This is a genomic window from Cnuella takakiae (assembly GCF_001953305.1).
In the GTDB taxonomy this organism is placed as follows: Bacteria; Bacteroidota; Bacteroidia; order Chitinophagales; family Chitinophagaceae; genus Flavisolibacter; species Flavisolibacter takakiae.
In genome coordinates this window covers 4,787,521-4,804,346 of the sequence record NZ_MTFE01000010.1, presented here as the reverse complement: position 1 = coordinate 4,804,346, position 16,826 = coordinate 4,787,521, and the positions used below count along the sequence as shown (strand labels likewise).

Annotated in this window: 13 protein-coding genes; 3 read left to right on the top strand and 10 right to left on the bottom strand. The window is 50.7% G+C overall.

Annotated features, from left to right (window positions below; genetic code table 11):
* The first annotated feature begins 56 nt into the window (after positions 1 to 56).
* On the top strand, positions 57 to 1,481 hold the full coding sequence (locus BUE76_RS20570; protein ID WP_073044371.1) for a hypothetical protein: 1,425 nt from the start codon (positions 57 to 59) through the stop codon (positions 1,479 to 1,481).
* Between the two features lie 380 nt (positions 1,482 to 1,861).
* On the opposite strand, the gene BUE76_RS20560 is transcribed toward BUE76_RS20570, so the two are convergent.
* Complete coding sequence (locus tag BUE76_RS20560) at positions 1,862 to 2,134, bottom strand: hypothetical protein (RefSeq protein WP_073044375.1); 273 nt, start codon at positions 2,132 to 2,134, stop codon at positions 1,862 to 1,864.
* Between the two features lie 120 nt (positions 2,135 to 2,254).
* On the bottom strand, positions 2,255 to 4,153 hold the full coding sequence (locus BUE76_RS20555; protein WP_073044464.1) for a RecQ family ATP-dependent DNA helicase: 1,899 nt from the start codon (positions 4,151 to 4,153) through the stop codon (positions 2,255 to 2,257).
* Between the two features lie 182 nt (positions 4,154 to 4,335).
* On the opposite strand from BUE76_RS20555, the gene BUE76_RS20550 reads away from it, so the two are divergent.
* Positions 4,336 to 5,139: a TIGR00266 family protein gene (locus BUE76_RS20550; RefSeq protein ID WP_073044376.1), complete on the top strand. Its 804-nt coding sequence runs from the start codon at positions 4,336 to 4,338 to the stop codon at positions 5,137 to 5,139.
* Positions 5,140 to 5,207: 68 nt separating this feature from the next.
* On the opposite strand, the gene BUE76_RS20545 is transcribed toward BUE76_RS20550, so the two are convergent.
* The 8 genes from BUE76_RS20545 to BUE76_RS20510 form a co-directional block, all read right to left on the bottom strand.
* Positions 5,208 to 5,804: a glycoside hydrolase family 19 protein gene (locus BUE76_RS20545; protein WP_073044378.1), complete on the bottom strand. Its 597-nt coding sequence runs from the start codon at positions 5,802 to 5,804 to the stop codon at positions 5,208 to 5,210.
* Between the two features lie 304 nt (positions 5,805 to 6,108).
* Positions 6,109 to 6,555: a DUF421 domain-containing protein gene (locus BUE76_RS20540; protein WP_073044380.1), complete on the bottom strand. Its 447-nt coding sequence runs from the start codon at positions 6,553 to 6,555 to the stop codon at positions 6,109 to 6,111.
* 1 nt (position 6,556) lies between these two features.
* Positions 6,557 to 7,048, bottom strand: a complete 492-nt coding sequence (locus BUE76_RS20535) for a hypothetical protein (protein ID WP_073044382.1) — start codon at positions 7,046 to 7,048, stop codon at positions 6,557 to 6,559.
* Between the two features lie 63 nt (positions 7,049 to 7,111).
* Positions 7,112 to 8,038 carry an NAD-dependent epimerase/dehydratase family protein gene (locus BUE76_RS20530; protein ID WP_073044383.1) on the bottom strand — a complete coding sequence of 309 codons (927 nt, stop codon included), beginning with the start codon at positions 8,036 to 8,038 and terminating at the stop codon, positions 7,112 to 7,114.
* 67 nt (positions 8,039 to 8,105) lie between these two features.
* Positions 8,106 to 11,798 (bottom strand): cache domain-containing protein, encoded by a 3,693-nt coding sequence (locus BUE76_RS20525; RefSeq protein WP_073044385.1) that lies wholly within the window; start codon positions 11,796 to 11,798, stop codon positions 8,106 to 8,108.
* Positions 11,799 to 11,962: 164 nt separating this feature from the next.
* Entirely contained in the window at positions 11,963 to 13,165 is a 1,203-nt protein-coding gene (locus tag BUE76_RS20520; protein WP_143157334.1) for a hypothetical protein, read from the bottom strand.
* A gap of 5 nt (positions 13,166 to 13,170) precedes the next feature.
* Positions 13,171 to 13,437 carry a hypothetical protein gene (locus BUE76_RS20515; RefSeq protein ID WP_073044389.1) on the bottom strand — a complete coding sequence of 89 codons (267 nt, stop codon included), beginning with the start codon at positions 13,435 to 13,437 and terminating at the stop codon, positions 13,171 to 13,173.
* 191 nt (positions 13,438 to 13,628) lie between these two features.
* On the bottom strand, positions 13,629 to 14,645 hold the full coding sequence (locus BUE76_RS20510; RefSeq protein WP_073044392.1) for a hypothetical protein: 1,017 nt from the start codon (positions 14,643 to 14,645) through the stop codon (positions 13,629 to 13,631).
* A 277-nt stretch (positions 14,646 to 14,922) separates the two neighbouring features.
* Here BUE76_RS20510 and BUE76_RS20505 point away from each other — a divergent pair, with 277 nt between their 5' ends.
* Positions 14,923 to 16,770 carry a 2-oxoacid:acceptor oxidoreductase subunit alpha gene (locus tag BUE76_RS20505; RefSeq protein ID WP_073044394.1) on the top strand — a complete coding sequence of 616 codons (1,848 nt, stop codon included), beginning with the start codon at positions 14,923 to 14,925 and terminating at the stop codon, positions 16,768 to 16,770.
* Positions 16,771 to 16,826 lie beyond the last annotated feature (56 nt).

The window sequence follows — 16,826 nt, the reverse complement described above, 5'->3', positions numbered from 1 at the left end:
CGCACTTTTCCCAGGCAGGCCAATCTTTCTTATCCCAACACACCCAAACCTTTGGTATGAAACAACTGACCGCATTTGTAATGAGCCTGTTGATAACCCAGGCATTGCTGGCACAGGAACACCAGCATCACCAACACGATCATGCTACCCCCAAAACAGATACTGTTAAGCCCCGGCAACAAAGCCATACCGGTGGTCATGACCACAGCACTGCCAGCCATGCCCAACACGATGACCATCCCTCAGAGGTACCCATGTCGCACGCATTTTCCTTCAACCTGCCCATGAACCGGAATGGTTCGGGTACCGGTTGGCTGCCCGATGAATCGCCCATGTATGGCCAGATGTACCATAGCAAGAAGTGGATGTATATGCTCCACTATAACGCCTTTCTCCGGTACAACAAACAAGACCTTTTGGATCGCGGCACCCGTGGCGATGCCAAGGTAGACGCACCCAATTGGGTAATGCTGATGGGACAAAGACGGGTTGGGAAGAACGGCCTGTTTCGCTTCAGCGGCATGTTGTCGCTTGACCCCGTAATTGCTGGAGGCGCAGGCTACCCCCTTTTGTTTCAAACGGGTGAATCATGGAAAGGTAAGCCCCTTGTGGATCGCCAACACCCGCACGATCTGGTATCAGAGTTATCGGTTGGATATAGCCTGGCCCTTTCTCCCAAGGCCGATGTGTATGCATATGTGGGATTGCCGGGCGAGCCGGCAATCGGGCCGGTTGCTTTTATGCACCGCCCATCGGCACTGCTCAACCCCGATGCTACCCTGAGCCATCACTGGACGGATGCTACGCACATCACTTTTGGCGTGGCTACCCTGGGTGTGCGGTATGGTAAATTCAAGGTGGAAGGATCTTCCTTTACCGGCCGTGAGCCCGATGAGGCCCGCTATGGCTTTGACAAACCCCGGTTTGACTCCTGGAGTGGCCGCTTGTCGTACAACCCTTCTGCCAACTGGGCCATGCAGGTGTCGCATGGGTTTTTGAAAGAGCCGGAACCTTTGCACCCTGGTGAAGATGTGCGCCGTACTACCGCTTCGGTCATTTACTCGAAGTATAACCAAGGCAACAGCTATTGGAATGCTACGGCCTTGTGGGGCGTGAATAAAACCAAAAATCATAAAGGCGAACATGCGGCACTGGTGGAAGGCGCCTATACCGTGCGTCGCTTGGGTGTGTACAGCCGCTACGAATGGGTGCAGAAATCAACCGAGGAACTGGTGCTGGACGAAGAGGCCTATGGCCATGATGCGCTCTTTGGCGTACATGCTATCACCGCGGGATTGAACTACCGGTTGTTTACGGTTGGCAACATCAACATAGCCGGTGGCGGCCATCTTACCTTTTTTAGCCCCGACCAGCGCCTGGCTTCACTGTATGGTCAAAATCCGCTTGGGGCGCAGGTTTACCTGCGTTTCTACCCGGGACTGATGGGCAGGAAGGCAGGCAGGTATTTATTGCCTTATTGAGGATGTCCAAACCTCGGAGGTCTATAAGACCTCCGAGGTTTGGCGGTTTCCTGTTGTGCTGTATAATGCTGGCCCAACTGCAGGTGAAAGCGGTAGAAGTGTTCCAGACTGCCAAACCAGTTGGCTACCTCGTTCCTGCCCAGCCAAACTTCAGGTCGCAGGTATTGATGGAAGGAACTGTGTGGCCATCCGTCGATTGTTTCGGCAAGCCGGTGTTTGATCGCATTGCAATGGATATAAGCTACTAGCCGCGTGTAGTAATCCGGTTGGGTGATCTGCCGTCTGCGAAACGGCTCTTCGAACAATTTGCCGCTGCGTTGCTGTTGCTTGTTGAACGCTTTTGTATAGGCGTTGAAGCAATTGGACCACTGCTGCAGTAGTCATGTAGGAAGATTCGCAGTGCTGAGCGTTCTTTTGTGTTGCTGCAGCTGCAACAATAACTCAGGCTCACTATTAAGCCGAACCATCAGGTGAAAGTGGTTGGGTAGAAAGCTGTAGGCCAGAATTTGCGCACAGGGTGCAATGTGGTGCTGCAACTTGCTGAAGAAAAAGTCGTAATTCCCCGGTTGTACAAATAACTGCTCCCTGCCAACGGCGCGGTTGAAGATGTGGTAAAGCGCGCCGGGAAGGAGCGGGTCTTTGAAAGCAGTCATATGTCTTTAAGATAGTAAAAGACTAACAGGACTTCAAGTGTCAAAGCGCTGGAGGTCTTAAACACCTCGGAGGTCTTCAAGACCTCCGAGGTGTTTAAGGTTCGCTTTTGCACCAACAGCTTACCGCCACTTCAGCCGCCCAAGTTCATCTCCCACCACTTTTTCTTCCGCCTGCAAAAACTGCAACACCTGTTTGGTTTTATCGCGGTGTGTGGCGTTTAGTTCCTGCAACAGTTCTGCAAGCGTTTTGGGCGATTGCAATTGTTGTTGCAAGGCTTTGCTGATGGCTGCAAACTCCTCCGGGTTGAGGGCTTTCTTTTTGCGTTGTAAACAGGTATCGCAGGTGCCGCAATCAACAGCAGCTGCATCGCCAAAGTACTGGTTGATAAACCGGCTGCGGCAGCTTGGTGTGTGCACATACTGCAACATGGTTTGCACCCGGGCAGCAAAGGTTTCGCGCCGCTCGATATAAGCCCGGTGGTTCATGGTCAGTTCCTTTGCAGGCACCCGGTGTTTGCGCCAGATGACCTGGGGTGTTTCGTTGGCAGCATTGTATTCAATGATGTGAAAGGCCATTACTTCCCGCAGCAGCTGTTTTACTTCGTCTTCTTTCAGCCGCATCAGTTTGGCCAGCAGCGCCTCCGAAATACTGGCAGGGTAGTCGAAGATGCCGCCATAGGTACGCAACAGCGTGGTGCAAATGGCTTCATACTGTGGGTAGGACCGGTAAAATTCGTACAGCAAATCCTTGGTGGCCCGGAAGGTCACTGTTGCCGGTGCAAAGCTGCGTTCGTTGAAGTCGAACCAGCCATCGCTTTCCAGTGCTTTCAAGGCATACAAGGCCGTATAGCTATCTAGCTTGAAGTTTTTTACAAAAACATCGAAGCGGAAATCAAAGGCCTGGTCCTGCCCGGTATAGGTGGGCATCTGTAAAAAGTTTACCAGCGAACGAAACACTTCCCTGATCTCGTCGAATGCCGGGAAGCGTTTCTGTGGTAAGGCTTCCAGTTCTTCCAGGTCTTTGTTGTCGTATAGCAGCACGGCATAGGATTTCTTGCCATCCCTGCCGGCGCGGCCTGCTTCCTGGTAATAGTTCTCCAGGCAGTCGGGTGCATCGTAGTGCACCACCACCCGCACATCGGGTTTGTCGATGCCCATGCCAAATGCATTGGTGCACACCATCACCCTTGTTTTATTCTGGATCCATGCTTCCTGCCTGGCCGCCCTTTCCTCATTACTCAAACCCGCATGGTAGGCTTTGGCATCCATGCCCTGCAGGGAAAGCAGTTCGGCAAGTTCCACGGTGCGCCTGCGGCTTTTGCAATACACAATGGCGGTACCGGGCACCTTAGCCAGTATTTGTTGGAGCTTGTTGATTTTGGCGGGCTCGTTGAATGCGCTATAGCTGATATTTTTTCGTTCAAACGACTGGCGCAGGATATGCGGTGTTTTGAACTGCAGCTGGGTGCAAATGTCTTCCTGTACTTGGGTGGTTGCCGAGGCGGTGAGGGCCAGCACGGGCACACCCCGCAATTGTTTGCGCAGCTGCGCAATGCGGGTATACGCTGGCCGGAAATCGTAACCCCACTGTGAGATACAATGTGCTTCATCCACGGCAATCAGGTTTACATCCATTGCCGGCAGGAACTCCTGGAACAGGTCTGTTTCCAGCCTTTCGGGCGACACATACAGCAGCTTGTAGGGGCCAAAGGCTACGTTCTTCAGGGTTTGCACAATCTGCCTGCGCGACTGGCCTGTATAAATGGCCGCAGCCAGTATGCCCCGCTGTTTCAGGTTTTCCACCTGGTCTTTCATCAGGGCAATGAGTGGCGATACCACGATGCAGATACCTTCCTGCGCCATTGCCGGCACCTGGTAGCAGAGGCTCTTGCCGCCACCCGTGGGCAGCAGTGCCAGCGTGTCCCTGCCTTCCAGCACCACTTCGATGATCTGTTGCTGCAAGGGCCGGAACTCATCGTAACCCCAATACTGATGCAGGATGTCGTGGATGTCGGTCATGTACGGCTCAAAGATACAGGCTGCCCCGGGCATTGCTTTTTAAGCCTGGAGCTAAATGGCGGTTGTAAGCAGTTTCTTTAGAATGGGGGGTGGCTGCCGCTCATCCTTTTCTGCACGCATTGTACACTTCCTGTTTTGTACTTCCTGTTTCATACTTAATTTCCCCGTTCAAATTTTTGTTTATGACCCCTTACGGACAAAGAGCACACGAGATCGACTACAAAATACTGGGTAAGGAAATGCAGTGCGTGGAAATAGAGCTGGATCCCAACGAAACGGCGATTGCGGAAAGCGGCGCCTTTATGATGATGGACGATGGCATCATGATGGAAACCATTTTTGGCGACGGCTCCACCCAGAATAAAGGCCTTTTTGGAAAACTGATGGGTGCTGGTAAACGCCTGCTCACCGGTGAAAGCCTGTTCATGACCGCCTTTACCAATGTAAACCAGGGTCGTCGTAAAGTGACCTTTGCCTCGCCCTACCCCGGTAAGGTCATTGCCATGGACCTGATGCGGATGGGTGGTAAGATGATTTGTCAGAAAGACTCTTTTCTCTGTGCAGCCAAAGGCGTTAGTGTGGGCATCGAGTTCCAGCGCAGGCTGGGTACCGGCCTGTTTGGTGGCGAAGGTTTCATCATGCAAAAACTGGAGGGCGACGGCCTGGCTTTTGTACATGCCGGTGGCCACATCGTGGAGCGCGACCTGCAACCCGGCGAGCTGTTGAAAGTGGATACCGGTTGCCTAGTAGCTTTCACGCCTTCGGTGGATTATGATATCCAGTTTGTAGGCGGTATCAAGAATACTTTTTTTGGTGGCGAAGGCCTGTTTTTTGCCACCCTGCGCGGCCCCGGCCGGGTGTGGATTCAAACCCTGCCTGTAAGCAGGTTGGCCAGCCGCATCCTGCAGTATGGCACCACTACCCGCAAGGAAGAAGGCGGCCTGCTGGGTGGCCTGGGCAATATGCTGGATGGCGATGGCTGGTAGCAAGCAATCTTTCAATAAAAAAGCGGAACCAACAGCACTGGTTCCGCTTTTTTGTGCGCAGCCTATTCCTAGGCAGGCATACCAACAAAGAATTGTACCCCCTTTTTAAAACGATCCAGCCGGTCGGCAATGCCATTGAGGCCGCCATTGATCCTGCGGGTCATGAGCTTGAACTGGCTCAGGTTGTCGCCATCATCAATGGAGTGGCCGATGTCAATTTTGTCGGCAACAGCATTCAGGTTGCGGCTGTTCCAATACCAACCGGCACTGAGGGCCGCGTATTTCAACTGGTCGGGGGTGCACAGGTTTACATTACGGCCACCCAGCAGGGTAGGATTGTCGATAAAGTCTGCCCCGAGTGCCGTACTCAGGGCTCCGTAGTTGGCGCGGCCGGTAATTTGGATCAGGCCGCGTCCCTTGAACCGTACGCCGTCGCCCGGCACGGTGTTGCCCAGGTCGGGGCGGCCTTCGTAGGCCTTGCCGCTGGCCAGTTCCTCCGTATAAAATAATCCCCCGCTTTCATGCCCTACCTGTGCCAGGAAACATAGTTGCCGGATGGGCGTGTTGATCTGGTAACGATCGCAGGTATCAACAATAAAAGGCATAAACTTTTGAGCTGCCTTGAGGGGTGCATTGGCTGCACCCATGATTTGTGCCAGGTCCATATGGTTGCAATTTGAATTGACTAAAGTTTAGGTTGGGGCAGGATAACCGGTTATCGGTTTTTACATATAAATGATGCTGTTGTGCTGTCTTTTTTTATAAGCTGGGACGGTCCTGCTTTCAATGGGTGCGCGGTGTTTGTTAGTATTTGGAAAAGGAGCGTAACCGGGTATTTAAATATGGTTGTTTATTATTTAAAATACAAGCCTTGCTGCAAAAGAAAACGGCCATATAAACAAGTAAACGGCTGTAAATAAAAACGGCTGAACACCGGTTAGTGTCCAGCCGTTTTTGCATTGCTGCTTTTTATCCGTTCTGCGGAATGATGGAAATACTGCCGTCTTTTTCCAGTACTGCATACCGTATCTGGTCCATCCGTTCCAATCCTTGCAGCATACGGGCAGCCTGCATTATATCGTCTATCTCCACACCGGTTTTTTGCATGCGTTCATAAAGGGGTTTGCCCTGTTCTACAATAATGAGGGGAACACCTTCAGCTACCTGGTCAAATTTTTTGAATTTGGATTTAACCAACGACAGGATGACATCCATTCCCATCAGGGTGGCAATCAGCAGCAGCCCGTTGGTAAGGCTATAATCTTCACCCACCAGGGCATTTTGGATGACCTCCGAAATAATGAGCAGCACCACAAAGTCGAAAGTGGTGGTAGAGGCAAGGCTGCGCTTGCCCATAAAGCGGAAGACGATGAGCAGGAACAGGTAGATGACTATGGCTCTGATAACAGGGTTCATATCAGGGATAGAAAAAGTGATGAATAGGGATATTGTCCTCGTTTACATACACCGATCCATGCAGGTTGCCCCGTGTTTGGGGCCGTATGTAAAAAGTGACCTGTAGGTTTTGATCGGCCTGGAATACATACCATAGCTGCCCGTCGCGGATAAAGGTTGATTCGGGTTGCGGCAGTACCTGTGTTACCTGCAGGTGGTTGATATAATCCAAAGGAAAAGAGATGGCGGAGCGGCCGCTTACGCCTGCCTGCTGCACTTTGAGTTCCATCTCGCCATATTGGCGGAAGAATTTTTCATAGCTAAGCTGGGTAGTGCCCTGCCTTACCTGCTGCTGGCTGAGCAGGCCTTCACCAAAAAGACCCAGCAGGCCCATCACCATCAGGCCTACCAACAATACCTTGCCAACAGGCTGGATGATCCACCCTTTGTGGTGCAGGTTTAATTTTTCGTCCAGGTCCAGCGGGTGACTGATTTGCTCTATTCGGCTAGCCATAACCGGTTGTTTGCCTTAGCTGTGCAAAAAGGCTGCCAAGGCACAGCTAAGGCAAAGGATTGGCTACTTGCCTGCTTTGATAGCAGCCGCTACCTGTTGTACCGACTCGGTATAAGGTGTGGCTTTGATGTGGAACCTGTTGGTGAACTTGCTGCTGTCGAAACCATAATCTTCTTCAAACTGGTAAGCCATTTCCTTTACTTCCCGCAGCACGGGAATAAACAGGCCCAGTATGGTCATCATGCCCCGGGTAGTAAGGTTATAACGCGGTTGGGTTTGGAAGGTTTGTGCAAAGGCTTCCATCCACTGTTTGCCGGTAAGCGGTGTGTTATCGGTGGGCAGGTGCCATACCTGTCCATAAGCGTCCGGCGTATTACCCAGCAGCGCGGTAGCCCGGCCGGCATCAACGGTATAGGTAAACGAATGCCGCTTGTCGGGGTTGCCGATCCAGTTGGCTTTTTTCCCTTTGGCAAAATTGCGGCCTACGAGGTCGGTAAGCACGCTGTTTTTCATGCCCAAAAAATCGGCGGCCCTTACAATCATCGCCTGCAGCTTGCCGGCTTTTATTTCATCCAGTAGGGTTTGTGCGATGGCTGCCCGTACGGCACCTTTACGGCTTACAGGGCGTATGGGTGTTTCCTCGGTAAGATGTCCCAGGTAGGCAGGGTCGTACATGTAAATAATGTCGAAGAATACCAGTTTGGCGCCGTGTTGTTTGCAGGCATCAATGGTGTTGCGCATCACTACCGGCCATTGTGCTTCCCACACCCTGGCCTTGTATTCCAGGCCGGCAACTAAATAAACAATGTCGGAACCCGCCACGGCCTTACTTACAGCAGCCGCGTCGAGCAGGTTGGCGGATAGGAGGTTGTCGGAGGCATTTACTTTTTTAGGGTTGCGGCTTACCAGTCGAATGTCGGTGGTAAATGCGGCCAGGGCTTTTGCCAGTTCGGTACCTATGGCGCCGCCGGCGCCGAGGATGGTTTGCATTGGTGGTGGTTTGGCAGCTAATATACAGTGCGCCCTGCGAACCGGCCCATGATAAATGCCTTTCATTTCAAGTGCCGGAGCTGTTATTGGACGCCGCCGGGCGATCGAACAACTTGACCACCAGCGGTACCAGGGTTACCAAGCCCGAAATAATGGCCAGCATTTTATCGGTCAGGTCGCGCTGGGTGGCAAACAGGAAGATGGTAACCGCCAGTAATAGGCCAAGCAACAGGTTCTTGAGGCTTTTCCAACTGGTATTTACTTTGAACTTGTCTTCAAGTGCTTTTACTTCTGCAGTTGCATTTTTGTTGACCATGTAGTTGCGGAAGCTGTGGGTCATTACTTCCAGGTGGCCATCGCTGGTGCGGATGATGAGTCCTTTTTGCATCAGGTTATAAATAAGGTCCGTATTGCGGTAATTGGTAAACCCATCTAATGCAAAGTCGTACAATACCAGTTGTTCTTCGGGTGGTATCTGCTGCCACATCAGCTCATGGGCCGGTTTGAGCAACTGCTGCAATTGGAGGTAGTATGGGCCTTTGCCTTTCTGCTTTTGCGCAATGAATCTTTCTGCCACCTGAATATCCTTACTCCTGTTGGGCCGGCCACTTATTCCAAAGCTTTGCCATTCTTCTTTATCGCCCAACACCAGTTTGTAGTAGCTGTCACTCCAGGTTGCACCCTGTTGTTTGGGCAGGGCATCGTCCAGGTAATCGAGCAGGAAAACTTTCTTAACGGTTGATCGCATGACCAGCAGGTGCAGTACAATAAAGATCAGCGTCAGCAACAGCCAGATATAGGTTGCCGGGTTGCGCACCACATCGCCCAGTGCAGGTGCCGTACCATGGGTAGCAGTAAGCAGCAGCGAATCCGTGTTGCGCCGGTCGGTAATATTGGCGGACTGTAAAATAATCTTACTGCTGTCCAGCCACTGATGTTGCGCGTTGTTTTGGAAAATATCATTGTGGTCATTGGGCAGTAGTAAGAAGCGGGTGGCGCCTAGGTATACCGGTGGCTGGTCGGGGCGATGGGCGCAGTCCCCATTGCCATACTGCATTTGGTCTTGTCGATTTATCTGCTGGTGGGGCAGGTAGATGCCGTAGCTGGGATGGAACTTCAGGTTTCGAATAAAGGCGCTCCCCGCAGGGGTAAGCGACAGGTCCACCTTGTTGCGCTTTAAATCATTATTGATTGCCAGCCTCCTGTCGCTGATGTCCTTGGCTGCTTTCAGTTGTTCGGCTTTGATGCGCATTACATATTCCTGGCGGAAAGCATAATACATCATTCCTATCGCCGGCACAATGGCTACCAGCAGGATACAGGCGCCTAGCAACGAAAGGTAGTTTTTGAAGTAATCGGGTCTGTTCAAATGAAACAGCTGCGGCTTTCGGTAGTGTAAGAAACCCAATAGCGGAACGGCAAGCGAAAGCAGCAGCGCAAGAAAACTGTCCAGGTGAAAATTGCTGCAGTCGTGAAGCAGCCTGGCCATCAGGATGCTGGTGAGTGCGATGAAAAAGAAGTAAAACAAAACCAACTTGCGTTCTTTAAGCAACCAGGCTGAAAACGAAAGTGGCCTTTCTGTTCCTGGCAGCTTTGTATTCTGTACAACAAAGAAATATCCAGTGGTGATCAGGAATGGCAACAGGAAAAGTGCCTGAAAAAGATAAGCTTCCGTGCGCAGCCTGTTGAAGGCTGTTGCTACCAGTAGCAGCAGTGCGGCGATGATGGTGATGATTGCAAAAAACACCAGTGTATTGGAATAAATTTCGTTGCGGGCTTTTGAGGGGCGCATCCATTGCGAAGGATAACTCCGCACAAAAGTGTTATGGTTGCTGTTGGTTAGTAAAGATTTGAACAGGTGAAAAAAGAGGAGTGCCAGCAGCAGGGCTGATACGGCCAATAGGGTGAATGCTGCAATATGAAATACAAATAGATTTTGTTCCCTTTTGGTGAAATAGGTAACCAGGTAAAACTCGGGCATCAGCCGCCATGGCTTTACCCGCATTTTTACATCCAGGTCATACATTTTGATGTTTGGAATCAGTATCGAATCATTGCGTGCCATGGCATTGACCAGGGCAGGGTGCTCATTGGTTTCGTCAATGATATTTTCATGTAAGCATCGCTCTGTTTCGGAATGAAACAGGATTGCTCCATCGCGTTTAACAATGGCAAAATGGTAGCCTTTTGCAATTACGGGTTGGTAAACAGCGTACAGCCTTGCAGCCAGCCCGATCAGGATGGCCTGGTTACGCGCAGCATCTTCCTTGGCATTCCTGTTTTTAGCTGAAGTGCTGCCAGCCAGGTTTTGCCTGCTTGCAGTAACCACATTGACCGAATAATCGCCGGTAGCCCAGGATATAGTTGGTTCTATGTAAAATGGCGCTCCTGTTCGTGGAAAGCTTCCGGCTTCGCCTTCTTTGATTTTCTGGTAATAATTCCGGGAGCTGACATCGAGGTAGGAAACCTTTTCATCCAGCAAAAACCATTTGCCTATTTGGTAACCGGAATTGTTTACCCAGAAAATATCATCGAGGTTAAAATAATGTGTAGGGTAGTAGATCAGGTTGCGTAAGTCGGAATCAACTTGTCGGGTCCTTCTTAATTGCTGGTGCAGCATGCTTATTCTATTTGCTTCCGTACCAGCAATTGTTCCTGTTTTATCGTTTGAGTCAAGAATATTTTGTTTGTCTGCGGTAAGCCGGCCATACCAGTTCAGTTGTTGCAGGGCAAGGCCCACTTCTTGCTCCATGTTTTCCTCCACCATGTTTTCAACCAGTTGGAGGGTCCGGTCCGAGTCGTTGTCGGCATACTGGTAAATCAGCGTGGTGCCCAGGCCCAGTACTACCAGGAAGGGCGCTACCAGGAAAACGATGATCAGGATTCGGACCTCGTTTACGCTTATCCTTTCGCTCCGTCCCGAGATCCTGATTTTGAGCAAAGGCAGACTCAGGATTACAAATGACAATAGTGCAGCGATAATGATCAGGGCCGATCGGGAAAACCTTGCGGCTTCGTCTTTGTATTCTTCTTCCGAAAGCAGCCCGGTGAGTATTAGTTCCTCGTCCCTGAATTGAAAAGGAATGGAAAAAGCCAGGTATTGTTGCTCCTGTATGGTAATGGGGTTGATGGTGCTGAACTGGCCGTAGTTTTTGTCCTTGAACAAGGTGTCATGGATAAATGCATAGCGGCTCGGAATGTCGCCGATCCGGTAAAGCAAACTGTCCTTGAGCCGGATAGGGTCTTTGCCCTTTACTTCACCCCGTTTTACCAACAGCAAGAGGTCGAAAAGATCTTTGTGCAGGTTTGCATAATTGGGCCCGATGATCTTGCCCAGTGGAATAGCGAATGTGGAGTCTGATTGTCTACCTGTTTTATGGAAAAGCTGGATGCGGACACTGTCTTTTTTGAACTGGTAAGTGTAAGTAAAATCCTGGCTCTTGTCTACTGTTGTGTCCAGCCTGCGAAAAGAATTTACAGTAAGTGCATGGATACTTGTATCTGATCCTAATTGTTTAATGCTGCCAATAGTATCCTGGCTGGCGTTGTTTTTAAGTGCTGTTACTATTTGGCCTTCCAGAGTTGATGCAAAATCGCGGGCAACTTCTTCAAGGACCCGGAAGATCTTTTGGTTGAATGTTTTTTGCTGGCGGGGAATGTATAGATAGAAGTTGAGGAAAAAGAATAGCCCGACCAGGCTGGTAAAGGCAAGCAGTACCAGCAGCTGGCGTAGAACCGGTTTTTTTATATTAAGTGGCATATACGTTTGGTTTGGTGTATTTGCCTCCTTTGCTAATCCAATTTGCCTGTTGAAGTTGCCTGATTTTTTCGTTTCCTGTTCTGGTTGCTTTGCTATTTCATGCGCTTTTTCTCACGCTGTAAACTGGCTGGCCTGGATTGGTTTATTCATTGGGTAGGCAAGTGCTACTCTTTAGGCGATGTGCGCAAAAAATCCCACTTCACATTCAAAAAGCCGAGCACGTTTCCTCCTTTTGGGTCATAGGTGATATTGAAAGGCAGGAAGAGGGAATTAGAAATACGAACCGTTACCGTGAAGGCTGCCATCAGGTTGCTGCGTTCTTCTCCGGGATAGCGGCCCCGTAATAGATTGTTGTATTCGGCCGCACCTAAAATTTCAATAAAAGAACTGCCGTCTGTCTTTACTGCCAGTACTTTGTTAAGGCCCAACTTTGCTGTCAGACCACTGCGCTGCAATGCCTGTTTGTTCAGCGTGTCCTGTCGCCAGTTCAGGAAAGCGCCTGCATAAAGGTCCCAGGGTTTGTCTGCATTTTGTTCCCAGCCCAAACCATTCAGGAATTCCGTTTTTACAAGAATACTGTCCCATCGATTATCCTGGTAGTTGGTAACAGCGCCAATGGTCCAAAGCGAGCGGCTGCTGATGCTTCTTTCCAGGTCCTGTACCATGTTGTCAATAGCAGCCCTTTCATCGGTAAATGCCTGTAGCAGCCCTTCGGGTGCGGCAATGCCAAAACTATTGAGGGTTGTCAGTAATGCCTCCAGGTCTTTGTCTGTTCCGAAATTTGTCAGCGCTTGCATTACTGCTATTGAGTCGGTATTGGAAAGCCTGCCGCTGCGCACTGCATTTTGTACCCGGGTGGCAACTTCAGATAATTGGATAACGAGGGCGCCAACTTTTTGGTTGATGGCTTGCTTCTTTTCCGCAAGTGCGGTGCCTAGGTTGGCTTCATCCTGCAAACTGATATCTCTTTTGTTCACCAAGGCATAGGTGAGCGCTGAATTAACGCCGTTGATCTTAGCGGCATCGGTGAGCGAAAACCCAAGCCCTATTTCAAAGTTGCGGTTGAAGGTTTGCCTTACGTAATTGGTGTCAATGGCAATATCGCTGTCAAACATTTTCTTCAAACCATAAATGGTAGAGCGCAGGGTGAAATCACTCCCCGTAGATGTAAGTATGCCATTGGATATGGAGGCTTGAAGTACTTCGGCCAGCAGGTTGGTCTTTATGGAAGTGAGCTTTTCATTGCGGGCGGTGTCCAGTTTTCTTTTTGCTTCAATATGCAGCTTGCCTGTGCCGGCGGTGTCCTGGGCCATTGCCGGTACAAACAGTACTGAAGAAAGCAGGAATATCAGAATCAATCTTTTCATGGTGATTAGCTTACGGTAAAAGGGATGAAGCCAAAGAAGGTAGGGGTATTATAGGTTTGGCTGCCAATGGTTATGGTTTCCTGTATAAAATCTATTTGAACTGTGGCGCTGCTGGGCTCGTGACCGCCAATGGTAGCTACGTAGAAGTTGGGTTCCAACTCCACCTCCTGCACACCCGAGCGGTCAAAGAAAAGGTTCAGATTGTCGATGCGTACAAAAACGCCAAATCCCGAGCCTGATTGCATGGTTGCCTGTACCTGGATCGTTGCCATAGTTTTAAGTTGAATTTTGGTAATGTTTAGCGTACAATTGGAAAGGTTTTACAGTGAATTCGTCCCTCCTGAATGTGGATAGTACCTAGCGTATACGCACAATGTTGCTTAAGGTCCGTTGCGGGGAACCAAAGTCATTGCTGCCTATAAAAATTTGTTCCACTGTGCCAGGGTTACAACCTTGTACGGCATCAGGATGGTTTGTTGAAATCACCTGTTGCAGTAGAACCCGGTTTGGGGCCTGTGCCGCGTATGTTGGCAATTTTATTCAGCACATCAAACCAAAAGGGCGCACCCATGAAAGCTGCAAGCATGGTTGCCAGCAGCCCGATGATTTTTGTGAACCACATGCCTCCCTGCGTCTGATCATGATCCCATCCCAGTGGCAGGTTTGCTGCAAGCATGGTTCGCGCCGTGCGTATTTCCCGGATTAAGGAATCTGTTGTGGCCTGCAGTTCATCTGGTGTTTTGATGGACGGTCCTGTGATGGCTGCCGTTTGTATTGGATCCTTGATGCGTTGTGGATGTGCAACCACCTGGTTGGCCTGCGCTACCAGTTCTTCTCTTGCCGTAGGGTTGTTGTACAGGTATTTTGCAATGCTGATGGAATCGGCATTCATGCAAATAACTACCAGTGCCACAACGATGCCGGTGAAAGGCTGGCTGTATTTTCTTTTAAGGGTTCCGGCAAGCCGGTCCATGGTGGAGTCGTACCACAACTCAAGCTTGCTTCGGAACAACTCCATTTCGTTGGTTGTTTTGGTGGCCATCAGGTTGTAATTGGCCTCAGTTTCCGCGGCAAAGCCAAGCAGGGTTCGTTTTATTTCTGGCGAAAGGAGGGTTGATTGTGTCAGTGTGGCCTTTAGCGAAACCATATCAACAGCTATTTGGTGCGGGTTAGCCGGATTGTAGGTAAGCTTTTCTACCAGGGCTGCCGAAAAGTTCCTGGCATCCATATAATTGGGCGATGCTCCTTTTGGGGAAAGGCCGATGGTGGCGCAATGGTCCATGAGCACTTCCCCTAAAACTTTATTGCCATAGCCGGGCACCGGCTGGTCGAAAATCCGGGTAAGCCACTGGCCCAATATCTTTCCGCGTACCTGCAGAAAGGTCTGAATGATTTCGACCATCGAACTGCAAATGATGCTTAACAGGAAATACAGGAAGATCATGCCTATGACCAGGTCAACGATTGGGAAGCCGCTCATGATAGTTGTTTTTGGCGTGGATAAATCAGAAGCTCAATAGAAACAGCTTTCAGAGAGAAGGAATGGTGTACGCTGCCGGCGATGATAACTTTTTGTACTTATTGAGTGTAAATTATATATATAAGGCCTGCATTACAAGTGGTGTTTTAACCCCGATTTCCCGCAGCTTATGGGTGTTTTCCTCAATCAACTGCCCTTTTTTGTTTAACGCTTCCGAAACGCTTTGTCCACCTGCTTTGACCTTACAATACTTACCTTTGCACCCACAATTTTCCTTATGACACGTACACAGGAAGTAGTTCAGGATGTGGTGATCAAGTTCGCCGGCGACTCCGGTGACGGTATGCAGCTTACGGGTACCCAGTTTACCCAGAACACCGCATTGCTGGGCGCCGACCTTTCCACCTTCCCCGACTTTCCGGCCGAGATCCGCGCTCCGCAGGGTACCATTCCCGGCGTGAGTGGTTTTCAATTACGCTTTTCTTCTGAAAGTATTCATACACCCGGCGACCAGTGGGATGTGCTGGTGGCCATGAACGCCGCTGCGCTCAAAACCAACCTCAAGAGCCTGAAAAAAGGTGGTAAACTGATCGTCAACACCGATGGTTTCGACGTCAAGAACCTGCGCCTGGCCAATTACCCCGATGGCGTGAACCCTATTGAAAATGGTTCGCTGGAAGGCTACGAGGTAATTAAGATGGATGTGACCAAGATGACCCGCGAGGCGTTGAAAGACGTGCAGGGCCTGGGCACCAAAGAGAAGGACCGCGCCAAGAACATGTTTGTGCTGGGTTTCCTGTACTGGATGTACAGCCGCGATATGGCCAGTACCGAGCAGTTCCTAGAAGATAAATTTGGCCGCAAACCCGAGATCTTTGATTCCAACATCAAGGCGCTCCGTGCGGGTTACAACTACGGCGATACCACCGAAACGTTTACCACGCAATACAAGGTTGACAAGGCCCGCATTCCTGCAGGCTCCTACCGCAGCATCATGGGCAACCAGGCACTGGCCTACGGCCTGATTGCAGCTTCTGTAAAGAGTGGCCTGCCCATGTTCCTGGGTACTTATCCCATCACGCCGGCTTCCGACATCTTGCACGAGCTGAGCAAGCACAAAAACTTTGGCATCAAAACCTTCCAGGCCGAAGACGAGATTGCCGGTATCACATCGGCCATCGGCGCCGCTTATGGCGGTCACCTGGGGGTTACCACCACATCGGGTCCGGGTATGGCATTGAAAACTGAGGCCATGGGCCTGGCAGTAATGCTGGAAATTCCCCTGGTGATTGTAAACGTACAGCGTGGCGGTCCTTCCACCGGTCTGCCTACCAAAACCGAACAGAGCGACCTTTTACAGGCCTACTATGGCCGAAACGGCGAGTGTCCCATGCCCGTTGTTTCGGCATCCACCCCTTCCGATTGTTTTGAAGCGGTTTATGAAGCTACCCGTATTTCCGTGGAGCACATGACCCCCGTGATCTTCCTGAGCGACGGCTATATCGCCAACGGCGCCGAGCCCTGGCAATACCCGTCTTCGGACAGCCTGCAACCCATCCACGTGGAATTCAAAACCGAGCTGGGCCACGATGAGCCCAAGTTCCAGCCATACAAGCGCGATGAAAAAGGGGTGCGCCCCTGGGCCATTCCCGGCACACCGGGACTGGAGCACCGTTTAGGTGGTTTGGAAAAAGACAATATTACCGGCAACGTAAGCTACGATCCCGAGAATCACCAGGTAATGGTAAAGCTGCGCCAGCAAAAGGTGGACATGATCGCCCAATACATTCCGGAGCAGCAGCTGGACAACGGTCCCGAGCAGGGCGATGTGCTGGTGCTGGGCTGGGGTTCTACCTATGGTGTGATCAAGGCTACCGTTGAAGAACTGCTGGCAGAAGGGCACAGCGTGGCACATGCCCAACTGCGCTACCTGCGTCCTTTTCCTCGCAACCTGGGCGCCATGCTGCGCAATTACAAAACGGTACTGATTCCGGAGATCAACAACGGACAGCTGGTGAAGATCATCCGCTCCGAGTTTTTGATCGATGCACAGGCTTATAACAAAATCATGGGCGTGCCCATCACCCAGAAGGAATTGATGGAGGAGATCAAAAAGTATCTCTAACAACCGTTCATACCCCCTGTCCCCCTGAAGAGAGTATACCCCCTGTCCCCCTAAAG